Source organism: Sphingomonas citri, assembly GCF_019429485.1.
GTDB classification, from domain to species: domain Bacteria; phylum Pseudomonadota; class Alphaproteobacteria; order Sphingomonadales; family Sphingomonadaceae; genus Sphingomonas; species Sphingomonas citri.
Genome location: NZ_JAHXZN010000003.1, coordinates 270279 through 283662, shown reverse-complemented (window position 1 = coordinate 283662; position 13384 = coordinate 270279). Strand labels below are relative to the sequence as shown.

At 69.5% G+C, this 13384-nt stretch carries 9 protein-coding genes; 5 read left to right on the top strand and 4 right to left on the bottom strand.

Features of this window, described 5'->3' with window-relative positions:
- Window positions 1–99: 99 nt before the first annotated feature.
- Window positions 100–570, top strand: a complete 471-nt coding sequence (locus KZ820_RS11695; protein WP_183922007.1) for a RidA family protein — start codon at window positions 100–102, stop codon at window positions 568–570.
- Between the two features lie 239 nt (window positions 571–809).
- Window positions 810–1940, top strand: coding sequence for a GNAT family N-acetyltransferase (locus KZ820_RS11690; RefSeq protein ID WP_219748785.1), 1131 nt, complete (start codon window positions 810–812; stop codon window positions 1938–1940).
- 58 nt (window positions 1941–1998) lie between these two features.
- Here KZ820_RS11690 and KZ820_RS11685 read toward each other — a convergent pair whose 3' ends face one another.
- From KZ820_RS11685 to KZ820_RS11675, 3 genes are read right to left on the bottom strand one after another with little or no spacing between them, the layout of a single operon-like run.
- Entirely contained in the window at window positions 1999–3702 is a 1704-nt protein-coding gene (locus KZ820_RS11685) for a hypothetical protein (RefSeq protein WP_258048104.1), read from the bottom strand.
- Window positions 3703–3712: 10 nt separating this feature from the next.
- The gene (locus KZ820_RS11680) at window positions 3713–5737 is read right to left on the bottom strand and encodes a hypothetical protein (protein WP_219748784.1); all 2025 of its coding nucleotides are present in this window, start codon (window positions 5735–5737) and stop codon (window positions 3713–3715) included.
- Between the two features lie 4 nt (window positions 5738–5741).
- Entirely contained in the window at window positions 5742–7286 is a 1545-nt protein-coding gene (locus KZ820_RS11675) for an NAD(P)/FAD-dependent oxidoreductase (RefSeq protein WP_219748919.1), read from the bottom strand.
- Between the two features lie 280 nt (window positions 7287–7566).
- Here KZ820_RS11675 and KZ820_RS11670 point away from each other — a divergent pair, with 280 nt between their 5' ends.
- The 3 genes from KZ820_RS11670 to KZ820_RS11660 all read left to right on the top strand — a co-directional run bounded on the left by KZ820_RS11670 (window position 7567) and on the right by KZ820_RS11660 (window position 12032).
- Window positions 7567–8589 carry a hypothetical protein gene (locus KZ820_RS11670; protein ID WP_219748783.1) on the top strand — a complete coding sequence of 341 codons (1023 nt, stop codon included), beginning with the start codon at window positions 7567–7569 and terminating at the stop codon, window positions 8587–8589.
- A 200-nt stretch (window positions 8590–8789) separates the two neighbouring features.
- On the top strand, window positions 8790–9278 hold the full coding sequence (locus tag KZ820_RS11665; RefSeq protein ID WP_219748782.1) for a hypothetical protein: 489 nt from the start codon (window positions 8790–8792) through the stop codon (window positions 9276–9278).
- Window positions 9279–9620: 342 nt separating this feature from the next.
- On the top strand, window positions 9621–12032 hold the full coding sequence (locus tag KZ820_RS11660; RefSeq protein WP_219748781.1) for a hypothetical protein: 2412 nt from the start codon (window positions 9621–9623) through the stop codon (window positions 12030–12032).
- A 46-nt stretch (window positions 12033–12078) separates the two neighbouring features.
- Here the strand turns inward: KZ820_RS11660 and KZ820_RS11655 are convergent, their stop codons facing one another.
- Window positions 12079–13161: an acyltransferase family protein gene (locus KZ820_RS11655; protein WP_219748780.1), complete on the bottom strand. Its 1083-nt coding sequence runs from the start codon at window positions 13159–13161 to the stop codon at window positions 12079–12081.
- Window positions 13162–13384 lie beyond the last annotated feature (223 nt).

Sequence of the window (13384 nt, the reverse complement as noted above, 5' to 3'; positions counted from 1 at the left end):
ACGGCGCGATGCGGCGCGGCGTTGGGCGTGATGCGGCATCGACCCGGACCCGACCGGCGCCGACTTGACCCGCGCGGGCGCGCGCCGCAGGGGAAGCGCATGACCGATCGTATCGACCGCGCGCTCGCCGAGCTCGGCCTGACGCTGCCCCAGGCCGCCGCCCCGGTGGCCGCCTATGTCCCCGTCGTCGCGGCGGGCGGGTTCCTCCACGTCTCGGGCCAGCTGCCCTTCAAGGACGGCGCGGTCGTCACCGGCCGGCTCGGCGACGACGTCAGCCTGGAGCAGGGGCAGGACGCGGCGCAGCGCTGCGCGCTGATGCTGGTGGCGCAGCTCAAGGCGCACCTCGGCTCGCTCGAGCAGGTCACGCGGGTGGTGAAGCTCGGCGTGTTCGTCAATTCCACCGCCGACTTCACCGATCAGCCCAAGGTCGCCAACGGCGCCAGCGAGCTGATGGTCAAGCTGTTCGGCGACGCCGGCAAGCACGCGCGCTCGGCGGTGGGCGTGGCGGCGCTGCCGCTCGGCGCCGCGGTGGAGGTCGACGCGATCGTCGAGGTCGCCGCCTCGCTCTGAGTGGGGGCGGGGGGCGCGACATCCCTCGCCACCAGCGATCCGTCATCCCGGACCCGGTCCGGATCCACGGTGCCGCATACCCGGACACCGTTTCACGTTCGGAGCGGCGGATCCCGGAGCACGTCCGGGATGGCGGTAGCGGTCGCAAGCGCGCGGTGACATCCAAGCCGCGGGGATAAACCGCGCATCCCGCCGCTCCATCCTTTAACCCCCACGCGCGCCGCCCTAATTAGGCGGCGATGACCTCGCTCACCGCGCGAATCGCCGAGGGGGTCGGCGCCGTCCCCGCCGACCAGTGGGACGCCTGCGCCGGCACCGCCAACCCCTTCCTCAGCCACGCCTTCCTCGCCGCGCTGGAGGAGTCGGGCAGCGTGGGCGGGCGCAGCGGCTGGCAGCCGATCCCGGTGGTGGTCGACGGCGCCGACGGCATGTCCGCCGCGATCGCACCGGCCTATGCCAAGAGCCACAGCCAGGGCGAATATGTCTTCGACCACGGCTGGGCCGACGCGTGGGAGCGCGCCGGCGACGCTTATTATCCCAAGCTCCAGGTCGCAGTGCCCTTCACCCCCGTGCCGGGGCCACGGCTGCTGCTGCGCGATCCCGCCGCCGCGCCCGCGTTGATCGCCGCGCTGGAGGCGGTGACCGACCGGCACGACCTCTCCTCCGCGCACGCCACCTTCGTCGCGCCCGACCAGATCGCGCAGTTCGAGCGCGCCGGCTGGCTGATCCGCGAGGGCACGCAATATCACTGGCAGAACCAGGGCTATGCCAGCTTCGACGACTTCCTCGGCGAACTCGCCAGCCGCAAGCGCAAGGCGATCCGCAAGGAGCGCGCCGCCGCGGTGGAGGGGTTGACGATCCGCCATCTCAGCGGCGCGGCGATCGGCCAGCGCGAGTGGGACGCCTTCTGGCGCTTCTACCAGGACACCGGTAGCCGCAAATGGGGCCGCCCCTATCTCACCCGCGCCTTCTTCCCGCTGCTCGGCGCTGCGCTGGGCGAGCGCGTGCTGCTGATCCTGGCCGAGCGCGACGGCGTGCCGATCGCGGGCGCGCTCAACCTGATGGGAGACGACGCATTGTACGGCCGCTACTGGGGCTGCACCGAGGAGGTGCCGTTCCTCCATTTCGAGCTGTGCTATTACCAGGCGATCGACGCGGCGATCGCGCGCGGGCTGAAGACGGTCGAGGCGGGCGCGCAGGGCGAGCACAAGCTGGCGCGCGGCTATGTCCCGGTACCGACCTGGTCGGCGCATTACATCCCCGACGCGTCGTTCCGCCGCGCGGTGGCGGACTTCCTCGTGCGCGAGCGCGCCGCGGTGGCGCAGGAGCAGGAGTTCCTGGGAGAGATGACGCCGTTCCGGCGGGGGTGAGGCGCCGATCCTCCCCGGAACGGGGAGGATCTGCCGAGCGTCGTCGCCCCTTGGCCTGCTACCGCTCCTGTTCCACCCGCAGCCGCTCCAGCCGCTCCTGCTCGCGCTCCTGTCGCTCGCGCAGCCGCTCGAGCCGCTCGCGGCGGCGCTGCATCCGCTCGATCAGCCACTTGGGCACGCCCAGCTCCTCGTCCGTCGCGTCGATCGCGGGCGCGTCATGATCGACGCGGAACAGCACCGAGTTGCTCGATGGCGAGCGCCACACCGGCACCAGCCCGGCGGTGAAGCGCGGGTTGTACGCCGGCGGGCGGATCAGCCAGACATAGTCGAAGGCGTCGCGCGGGAAGCGCGCCAGCGCGTAATTGGCCGGGCGCCACCATTCGTACGGGCATTTCACCGAGGTGACGATCTGGGTCGGGTCGTGCGCGTAAGGCCCCGCGTCGCCGTAGCGCACCGTCAGCAGCTGCGCCCCCGCCATCGACCATTGGTCATCGGTATAGGCCAGCCGCCGTTCCAGCGCGATCGCCGGCAGATGCTCCAGCCGCGACATGCGCCAGGCGTTGACGCAATTGTGCCCGACGAAGCTGATCAGCCGCGCGCCCACCGGCACGTGCGGCAGCGCGGCGAGCTCGGCGTCGTAGTCGGCGTCGAAGCGCGCGAAGCTGATCGTCGTGGCCGTGAGGCGCACCGCGTAGAAGCTCAGCCCCGCCGCGGCGAGCAGCGCGGCGTGGCGCAGGTCCGCGCCGGGCTTGGGCCGGATCGCGATCACCGCCACCGCCACCATGAAGGGCGCCATCCGCATGTCGGCATAGGCCGAGCCGAACACGATCCGCGGCAGCAGGATGTACACCAGCAGCATCAGCAGCGCGGACAGGCCGAGGTGGCGCGAATAGCCGATCCGCGGGTCGCGCACCGCCTTGAACAGCACGAGGTAGATCACCGCCATGCTGGCGACGTCGAACCACAGCCAGCGATCGCGCAGCGCCATCACGATCCAGGCAATCTTGGTGCGCCAGTAGAAGAAGTCGGCGGTCTGCCCGGTGACGTCCGCGCCCGAGCGCCACGCCACCATCAGCACCATTGGCAGCGCCAGCGGCACGCAGCCCAGCCCGGCGCGCACCCAGCTCTCCAGCCAGTGCCCCCCGGCCCGATCCTTGCGCAGGTCGTGCTGGCGGATCAGCTCGCTCGAGAAGGCCAGCACGCCCAGCACGCCCCAGCCGAAGGTGTGGCACACCCACAGCAGGCACGACAGCGGCACGAACAAGGCCGCCCGCAGCGTGAACCGCCCCAGCCGCGCCAGCCGCAGCCACAGGCCAAACAGGCACAAAGCCCAGGCCATCGACAGCGCGAAGTTCACGAAGCCGAAGTGGAACGGATAGCCGTAGGCGAGCGGCAGCGCGAACAGGGCGGTCGGCGGGATGCGCCCGTGCACCTCGCGCGCGATCCACAGCAGGCCGCCGACGGTGAGCGCGGGGATGGTCAGAATGATCAGCTTAACCGCCGGCTCCAGCCCGATCAGCGGCGCGAGCGGCTCGATCAGCAGGTCGACCCCGAGATTGCCGATCAGCGACCAGCGGAACTGGTACCAGTCGGTCAGCCACGGGTGCGCGCCGCGGTCGAGCTGGACGCGGTAGCGCCCCATGTGGCCGGGCAGGTCGACGATCGGTGGGATGTCGGGCCACAGCAGCGGCACGCACGCCGCCAGCATGGCGGCGAGCACGAACCACCGCGTCTGCCACCAATGGAGCCGGTCTGCCTGCATCGCGAGCGCCTTAAGGGCGCGCGGCCCCCGCGGGCAAGGGGGCGCGCGCGACTCGCCACGCGAGCACCGGGCCGCGCACCTTGAGCGGTGTTAGCCAGGCGACCCTTTCGCCGCGCTCCAGCCGCGCCCACAGGCCATCGCGCGCGGCGGCGCGATATTGCGCCAGCTCGGGCAGGCCGGGGCAGGCGATCAGATAGTCGGCGCCGCTCGCCGCCACGATCGCGCGGGCGCGCGCGGGCGGCAGCGTGTAGCCGAGCAGCACCCGCTCCATCGCGCGCGCGCCGCGGTGATAGCCGCCCGCGATCGCGCGGTGGCGCGTGCTCACCAGCAGCTCGGGGGTGATATCGAGCGGGGCGAAGACGGTTCCCGGCGGCAAAGCGGCGAGCGCGCGCACGTCGGTCGCGGCGGCACAGCTCGGCCGGGGCGAGTCGTCGCGCGCGCGCTCGACCGGGCCGGGCACGAGCAGCAGCGCGGCGGCGGCGACCTGGCCGGGAGAGGCGAGCAGCAGCGCGCCGAGCGTGGCGAGCGTGCGCGGCAACGGCGCGGTGAGCCGACGCGCGCGCGCCAGCAAGGTCGCGAGCAGCACCGCGGCGCCGGGCACCGCGAGCGCGTTGGCGGTGGCGGCGGCGCGGCTCACCCAGACGGCGATCGCGGTCGCGGCGAGCAGCAGCAGCAGGTAGAGCCACCAGCGCTCGCGCGCGGCCTCGGTCAGCCCGCGCGGCGGCAGGCGGCGCAGCGCCAGCGCGGTGCCGGCGAGCCCGGCGAGCGGCAGGCCGATGGCGGCGGCGGCGAGCGCGGGCGACTGGTCCCACAGCGGCCGGCCCTCGAGCACGCTGAGATACCAGAGGCGATAGACCAGCGGCGGCAGCGTCGCGAACGGTCCGGCGAGGCAGCCCGGGGCGAGCAGGAGCAGCGTCGCCGCCGCGGCAACGCCGGCGAGCGCGAGCAGGACGAGGCGGAGCGCGAGCTGGACGGGTGCTCCTGCAGAGGCAAAACCCCGAAGCGGCGAGCGGCGCGCGGAGCGGCTCGGGGCTCCGGCATGCGCAGGAGCACGGGCGGGAGGAGCCGTCGCGCTATCTTCTCCGTCACCCCGGGCCTGTTCCGGGGTCGATGCCCCCGAGCCCCTCGACGGCGAAGGGAGAGCGGCGCCTTGGATCCCGGAACAAGTCCGCGATAACGGAAGTAGTGAGGCGAGCGCCCGCCCTCCCACCAAGCGCCCCGTCCCTACCGCCACGGTCAGCCCCGCCGCGGCGACCCACAGCACCGACAGCCACGCCGGCGCCATCGCGTCGCACGCCGGCTGCGCCCACAGCGGCCCGCGCGTGGCGAGGTGGAGCGCGCTGGCCGTGCCCGCCAGCGTCCAGCCGAGCGTCACCACCATCGCGCCGCGCGCCGGCCGCCACGCCCAGCCGAGCGCCACGATCGCCGCGGTGGCGGCGGCGATCGGCAGCCCCTCGAGCGAGATCGTCAGCAGCACCGCCAGCGCCGCGCCCGCGAGCGCGCCGCTGCGCCGTGTCGGCGGCGCCAGCAACGCGACGGCGGCGGTGAGCGCGGCGACGACCTGCCAGCCGTGGTGGTCGATCCGCAGGGGGCGGAGCTGGAACAACAGCGGTGAGGCGAGCGCCACCAGCAAAGCCGCGTACGGCACGCGCGTGCGCCCGGCCACGCGCCGCGTCAGCAGCGCGGCGAGCGCGGTCACCGCCAGCAGCGTCAGCAGCGGCACCAGCACCAGCGCCACGCGCTCGGCCCCGCCCGCACCCAGCAAAGGGCGCAGCGCCAGCATCGTGCCCGCCAGCGGCAAATCGATCAGGCGCGACCAGTGCATCGGGAAGTCGCCGCGGTTGAGCCGGTGCTGCGCGACGTCGAACCAGCCCTGGCCGCCCAGCCAGTCGCGCACCTCGAGCAGCCGCATCGCGTCGTCGGCGTCGAGGAACAGCCGCACCCGGATCGCGTCCCAGCTCGCCGCCACCAGCAGCAGCGACATCAGCAGCCAGCCGGCGAGCACCGGGGCGGCGGGATGCCGCCGCAACGTCATCGCGTCACGCCGCGCGACGCACGTCCGCGCCGATCCGCCCGGGCACTTGGCGCAGGCTGGACAGCGCCGCGGCCTCGCCCTCTCGCCCGCTCTCGTGATATTCGGCGTCCTCGTTGACCGCCCAGGTGTCGTACACGCGCGCGCCGGCCTGGATGTTGCGGACCGTCAGCATCGCGGTCATCATCGCGTGGTCCTGGTTGTTGTAGCGGTGCATGCCGTTGCGGCCGACGCAGTGGAGCGTCGGGTAGCGCCCCTCCAGCTCGCGCCGCAGCATGTCGACGTTCTGCGCATAATCCTCGTCGTAGACGGGATAGGCCTTCTCCTGGCGCACCACGGTGCCGCCGACGACGTGCGACGGGTCGCACAGCCCCAGCGCCGCCATCTCGCGCGTCGCCAGCGCGACCAGCTGCTCGTCGCTCGAGGTCCACAGCCCGTCGCCCTCGAAGCAGAAATATTCCAGGCCGACGCAGGCGATCGCGGGATCGGGCACCATCTCGGGCGACCAGGAGCGGAAGTTCTGGATGCGGCCGACCTTCACCTTGGGATCGTGGATGTAGATCCAATTGTCCGGGAACAGCTCGGGCGAGCGGATCATCAGCGCGACGGTGAGGAAGTCGCGATATTTGAGGTTGGCCGCCTCGGGCAGCGCCGCGGGCAGCGGGTGGAGCCGGCTGGCGAGCTCGCGCATCGGCGCCGAGGAGATCACGTGCGCGGCGTCGAGCGTGGTGATGCCGGCGGCGGTGTCGGCGGACACGGTCCAGCGCCCGCTCGCGGCATGGTGGTGGAGCTGGCGCAGCGAATGGCCCATCAGCACCTGCCCGCCGCGCTCGACGACGCGGTCGCGCGCCGCCTCCCACATCATCCCCGGCCCGAGCCGCGGGTAGCGGAAGTTCTCGAGCAACGTCTTGGCCTGCATCCCGTCGTTGGGGCGCTTGTTGAGCCCGAGCGAGCGCTTGACCCCGTCGATCACCGCCTTGCCGAGCGACAGGCCCTTGATCCGCTGCGCCGCCCAGTCGGCGCTCATCTCGTCGCACGGCATGCCCCATACCTTCTCGGTATAGGTCTTGAAGAAGATCGAGTAGAGCTTGTGGCCGAAGGCGTTGACGGTCCAGTCCTCGAAGCTGCGCACGCGCCGGCGCGGCAGCAATCGCGCCTTGGCGAAGCTGGCCATGCAGAGCGTCGAGCGCACGATGCCGAGATGCCCGAGCGCCTCGAACGCGCGCAAAGGATAGCTGTAGAACTTACCCTCGTAATAGATGCGGCTCATCCGCGGGCGCTCGATGAAGTCGTGCGGCAGGATCTCGTTCCAGAGATCGACCACGTCCTTCGACTTGGAGAAGAAGCGGTGGCCGCCGATGTCGAAGCGGAAGCCCTGGTGCTCGACGGTGCGGCTGATCCCGCCGACGTAGCGCTGATCCTTCTCGAGCACCGCGACGCTATAGCCGGCTTTGGTGAGCAGATAGGCGGCGGTGAGCCCCGCCGGGCCAGCGCCGATGATGGCGACGTCCACCGTCTCGCCCGCCTGTGCCGCAGAAGTCGCGCCGATCATCGCCATCACCCTCGCCCGGTCCTGTGACCCGTGATGGCGAGGGGATGACGGAATTTGGTTGAGGGGTGGTTAATGATGGGTGCGGCGTTGACCTCGTAAATGGGAAGAAAGCGCCGCTAGGCCGCGAGTGCGGGGTGGTATCGCATAACGAACAACGGACGCGCTCGCGTCGATGATCTGCCTCGACGATGCGATAAGTCGCGCCCGCCCCACTCAGGAGCCCTCTACGATAAAAGCTCGATCACGTGATCCTTTTGCCTTCCTCGAAAAGGAGATGAGCATGAACACGATATCGCGCTTCAGATTATATAGTCCCGCGTTGCTGCGTGATCCACCGCCGGCACCGGCCGCCACCGACCATGAGCCGCAGACAAAAGCCTCGAACACCTCTACTTCCGATGCCAACATTCTGGGCCTTGGGGGAACGAAGGGGCCGAGTCTTTACCCGGACCATCTCCGATCTAACACACTGTGGAGAACCGCCAAGGAGGAGGTCGAACCTGGTCCGTTGAATGGTGGCGGTGGCGGTGGCGGTGGCGGTGGGTCGACCCCACCGGATGTCGTCGTGGAAGGGCAACGCCCGGCGCCGGATACGGCGAACCCTCCGCCTATCGCAGATACGAGTTCCTCAGTACCACCCGATATCGTCGTACAGGGGCAACGGCCGGCACCAACCAGCGAGCCCGAGACAACACCCTCCCCTCCTCCGCAGAGCTTAGCCGATCGCATCGTGACCGTCGCGATCGACCACCCATCGGATGACGAGAAGCGGATCATTGACGCTTTCAAGGGTCAGATAGACAACATCGATAGTCGTATGTCAAAGCTGGCTGACAACAAGGTCCTCTCGGTGCACCTTTCGGACGGGTCAACGAAGAACGTCACCGGCGCTGAGGTGAAGAAGCTTTGGTCAAACGCCAGATTTCAGATTGACCCCGCTGGAACGCCTTACCCGAATGGCACGAGTCGCGGTGCCAGCAAGGACGAGAACGGCGTGACGCACTTCGCCGTCGACCTACTTCAATCGTATGCGCCGGCCGGGACAGAACAGTCTTACACCGAAAAGGCGATGGCGTACGTTATTCTTCATGACCTTAGCCATAATACCGAAGCTGGTACAGCAGAGAATATCTGGCAGTCGCAGAGCGGGACTAAAGATCAGTACGGATCCTACCCTAACAATGAAAAAATCGCAAATTCAATTGAAAAAGCGATTGAAATAGAAATCGACTTGGACCCTTTGACTACTGTAAATTACGGGTACGACGAAAGCTCAACACATTTTGCCGATCCATCGTCTTAAATCAAGTTTTGACTACAAAAATGCAATATACTTTTCTTCAAAGAACATCAGAAAGTAAATCACCGAACTTGCAAACAGGGGCATAATCAATGTTTAGCTCTACCATAGCGCTAGCGCTATTTACTAGCGTTATTCTGCCTGGTGTATCAATTTATTCTCATGAAAGCACGCGCAGCACGTGCTCCACCCCGCAGCCGACCGTGGACATCTTGTCACGAGATAAAGACAAAGAAATTAGAGACTTATTCCATTTTAGAAAAATATATGGCCAGCCAAAGATACTTAGGATACATCTGAATTGCAACCTTGACCGCCTATCGGTCAGCACCTATGGTTTTACGCTTAACGATGGTACATTATTCGAACTAGGTGAAAACAGTTTTCGCAATAAGGGAATTTCCACCTTCTCAGGCCCAAAGCCCTCCTGCTTTGCGGGCGTAGGCGTAGAAACTTACAGGTTTTGCAACAACTTCCATATGCCAGCTGGCCTATCCGTCATCGCAGCGACGTCGAATAGCAGATCCATCGTGTTGGCAACGCCGAAGTCGGTCACGACGGTTTTTTCGTCCGTACTTCCGATCGTTGATATCGCCACACTACCGGGTCCGCATTACTATGGCGGCGTCGTAACGGCGATGGTTCAGCAGGACGATCACACGATTTATTACATTGTCTTCCAGCCCGACTAGACGTTCGGCTTAGCGGCAACCACGAAGCGGGCGCCGGTGTGGCCACGCCGAACCGCTTGGCGCCCCCCCTACATCCCAACTGTCCTACACGCGACGAGCCTGCGACAAACGTGCCGTGTCCGCCATTACCGCGCCCCCGATCCACCCAAGCGGCACCCCCGCGCGCGACCGCGCCAGCGACTCAACATTCGCAACATTCGCTCCAACATCGCTCAACATTCGCGCCCGCCCGAGCGCCCCCGCCCCACCATCCCCACCGCGCCGCCGCATCCTCGCCCAGATCGCGCGCCACCCACGGCGGCGGTGGCGCGGGCGCGCGCGGTCGGGCTATAGCGAGGGGTGATGCGGCTTCTTCTTCAACGCTTGCTGGCGCTGCTGGCGCTCTCCTCGCTCGTGCTGTCGCCCCTCCCCGCGAGCGCGCAGGGCAACAGCTTCGACCTCGCCGGCCCGGCGCTGACCATGGCGGTGACGCGCGAGAAGGTGACGCTGCCGATCGGCCAGGTGCCCTCCTTGCGCGTCGGCGACCAACTCGAGCTCAAGGCGGACCTCCCCGCCGACCAGGCCGCGCGCTACCTGCTCGTCCTCGTCTTCCTGCGCGGCGCGACCAACCCGCCGCCCAAGAACTGGTTCTACGAGGCCGAGACGTGGAACCCCAAGAAGGCGACGCTCAGCGTCAAGGTGCCCGAGGGCGCGCAGCAGGCGATCGCGTTGATGGCGCCCGAGACCGGCGGGGGCTACAACGCCTTGGTCAAGGCGGTGCGCGGCCGCCCCGGCGTGTTCGTCCGCGCCGCGCAGGACCTCTACCAGGCCTCGCTCGACCGCGCCCGGCTGGAGACCTTCGTCAACGGCGTCGCGCGCGTCGAGGAGAGCGCGCCCGAGCGGCTCGTCCCCGTCTCCACCGCGCTCGCGGGCTCGCTCGGGATCAAGCTCAACGCCGACTGCCTCGCGCGCAGCCGCGCGCTCCAGGCCTCGTGCCTGACGCAGAACCGCGACGGCATGGTGCTCCAGACCGGCGGCGGCGCGGCCTCGATGATCGACGTGATCGGCGGCACCACCACGCAGTTCGCCTACAGCCTCGCCGCCACCAAGGAGGGCGGCGCGGGCGAGTTCAGCCCCTATATCTCGCTGGCACGCGACTTCGCGCGACTGTTCGGCGTGTTCCGGAGCGCCGACTATCAATATGCCCCCGCGCTGGCGGTCGGGCAGAACACGCGGCTGCGGCTCCAGCTCAACACCCCACCGTCGTTCCAGAACCCCAAGTCGGTGCTGGTCGCGCCGCTGCCCCCGATCGGCGCCGCCGCCCCGCCGCCGCTGCGCGCCGCGCTCAAGGACGCGGTGTGCCTCGCCAAACCCGGCCTGGTGCTGCCGCTCGAGGACGCGCCTCTGGTGTTCGCGACCGATTACGCGCGCGCGCTGACGCTGCGGCTCGCGCTGGCGGACGGCAGGACGGTGGAGCTGCCGGTCACCGCCGACGCCGAGCGCGGCGGGCTCGTCGTCGGCCCCGACGCGCAGAAGCTGGGCGCGAGCACGATCGGCGAGGCGACGCTCACCGGCAGCTGGGGCTTCGACAGCTTTACCGGCCCGCGCTTCCCGCTCCAGAACGGCGCGCCGGCGGCGTGGCAGCCGCGCCCCGACGACACCGTGGTGGTCGGCCGCGACGCGCCGCTGACGCTGCGCGGCGGCGCCGCCGCCTGCGTCGAGCAGGTCGCGCTGCGCGACCGCTCGGGCACGATCAAGCCGGTCGAGTGGAAGGCCGGCGCGCCCGACGAGATCAGCGCGACGCTGCCGCTCCAGCGCGCGCGCCCGGGCGATCTCACCGTCCTGGTGTCGCATTATGGCGAGAGCGCGCCGGCGCAACTGACGCTCAAGGGGCAGAGCGAGGCGAGCCGGCTGGAGGGCTTCACGCTCTACACCGGCGACAAGGAGGGGCGGCTGGTCGGCGCGCGGCTCGACCAGGTCGCGTCGCTCGAGGTGGCGGGGCTGACCTTTACCGCCGGCGCGCTGTCCCGCGACATGGGCGGCGGCGACCGGCTCGCGCTCACCACCGACGCCAATACCGAGACGGTGCCGACCGGGACGAGCGACGCCAAGGTGACGCTCAAGGACGGGCGTACCACCGCGGTGCGCGCCACGATCACGCCGCCGCGGCCGCGGCTCGAGCTGGTCAGCCGCAGCGTCGCCGCGCCGGCCGCGCCCGACCGGCTCGCGCTCGAGCTGCCCGACTTCGCGCTGGCGCCCGAGGCGACGCTCACCTTCTCGGCGCGCGCGGTCAACACGCGGCTGAGCGCGGGCGACCTGATCGAGGTGGCCACCGCCGACGACGGCGCCAGCGCCAAGCTCAGCGTGGCGTCGGGCAAGCTCCAGCTGATCGGCAGCGACGTCGCGGTCGCCAGCCTCACCCCGCGCGAGGCGCTCGGCGCGGCGGCGACGGGGCCGCTCAAGATGCGGCTGGTGCAGGGCGAGCTGGTCGGCGACTGGCAGCCGCTGGCGCGCGTGGTGCGGCTGCCCGAAGTGACCGATCTGCGCTGCGACGGTGCCGCCTGCACGCTGCATGGCCAGGAGCTGTTCCTGATCGCGCAGGTGGCGGACGAGGCCGGCTTCCAGAAGCCCCAGACCGTGCCGCTCGGCTTCGTCGGCGGCGAACTGGCGGTGCCGCACCCGGTCGCGGGCGCGCTGTACCTCAAGCTCCACGACGCGCCCGACGACGTGGTCAAGCTGGTGGTGCCCGCGGGCGCGGCGAAGAAGGCGAAGTGATCGGTGTAGCGATCGATTCCTCCCCGCCAGCGGGGAGGATCGTCCCTCACACCACCACGGTGCGCGCGGCCATCGGCCGCAGCCGGTAGCCGCCGCGGTGGAGCGAGCGCCGCACCCGCGCCAACGGCTGGTCTACCCAGCGGTACATCGCCGCGGCGTAGACGAAGGCGAGCGGGTAGGCGATCAGCGCCGCCGCCCCGCGGCTCGCGGTGCCGGTCAGCGCCATCACCAGCGTCAGCAGCAGCAGATGCGAGAGGTACAGGCTGTACGAATAGTCGCCGACCAGCTTCATCGGCGCCGAGGAGAGCCAGCGCGCCACCCGGCCGCGCGACTGCAGCACCGCCGCGAACAGGACGAAGAAGGAGAGCGACTGGAGCGAGTAGCGTACCGTCTGGCGAAACAGCTCGTTGCGGATCGCCAGCGTGGCGAGCAGCAGCGCCGCCGCCAGCACGATCTCGCGCCGCCGCGGCCGCCACGCCGCGGTGCCGTCGAGCACCGGGTTGCGGTGGAGCGCGAGGCACGAGCCGGCGAGGATGCTGTCGACGCGCGTGTGCGACCAGTAATAGAGCTGGTCGAGCGGGTCGCCGGCGAGCGCATGCGCGCCCCGCACCAGCAGCACCAGCACGCACAGCGCAAGGCACAGCTGCGCCGCGCGCGCGTTCGGCAGGCGCCGCAGCACCGCGACGTACAGCAGCGGGAAGGCGAGGTAATAATGTTCCTCCACCGCCAGCGACCAGACCGGCATGCCCGGCACCGCGCCGCTCAGCCCGAAGCTGTCGGTATAATTGTTGAGGAAGAGGAACTGCGCCGCCAGACCGCGCCCATCGAGCCCGTTGCCTCCGCTCGCCGGCAGCACGCCGGCGAGCACCAGCAGCAGCCCGAGGCCGAGCGTGATCCACATCGGCGGCACGATCCGCAGGACCCGCCGCGCGTAGAACCCGCGCAGGCTCACCGCCTGGGTGCGCGTCTGCTCGACCCGCATCAGCGTGGTGATGAGGTAACCGGACAGGAAGAAGAAGGCGGAGACCCCCAGCCCGCCCGGGACGATCCGCTCGAGCCCGGCGTGCGACAGCATCACGATCGCCACCGCGCAGGCGCGAATGCCGTCGAGCGGTGCAATATGTCCCATCGGTGCGCCGGGCGCCCCGTCACCTCTCGCCAAGTTTCCGCCCCCACTCGCCGCAGTCGCCAACATGGATGAGGGAATCACGAGCGATCCCGTCCACCGGCCCGACCGATCCCTATCACCCCGCCGACCCTGGCACGACGCGGCTTACATTTGCTTTAATGTACAATCTGCTCCACTTCTGGACAGTGATGTCGCGCCTCATCGTGGCGGTATCGGGTCGGGA

Coding starts and splice junctions, on each gene's coding strand:
- KZ820_RS11695 (WP_183922007.1), top strand. CDS start 100: ATGACCGATCGTATCGACCGCGCGCTCGCCGAGCTCGGCCTGACGCTG.
- KZ820_RS11690 (WP_219748785.1), top strand. CDS start 810: ATGACCTCGCTCACCGCGCGAATCGCCGAGGGGGTCGGCGCCGTCCCC.
- KZ820_RS11685 (WP_258048104.1), bottom strand. CDS start 3,702: ATGCAGGCAGACCGGCTCCATTGGTGGCAGACGCGGTGGTTCGTGCTC.
- KZ820_RS11680 (WP_219748784.1), bottom strand. CDS start 5,737: ATGACGTTGCGGCGGCATCCCGCCGCCCCGGTGCTCGCCGGCTGGCTG.
- KZ820_RS11675 (WP_219748919.1), bottom strand. CDS start 7,286: ATGATCGGCGCGACTTCTGCGGCACAGGCGGGCGAGACGGTGGACGTC.
- KZ820_RS11670 (WP_219748783.1), top strand. CDS start 7,567: ATGAACACGATATCGCGCTTCAGATTATATAGTCCCGCGTTGCTGCGT.
- KZ820_RS11660 (WP_219748781.1), top strand. CDS start 9,621: ATGCGGCTTCTTCTTCAACGCTTGCTGGCGCTGCTGGCGCTCTCCTCG.
- KZ820_RS11655 (WP_219748780.1), bottom strand. CDS start 13,161: ATGGGACATATTGCACCGCTCGACGGCATTCGCGCCTGCGCGGTGGCG.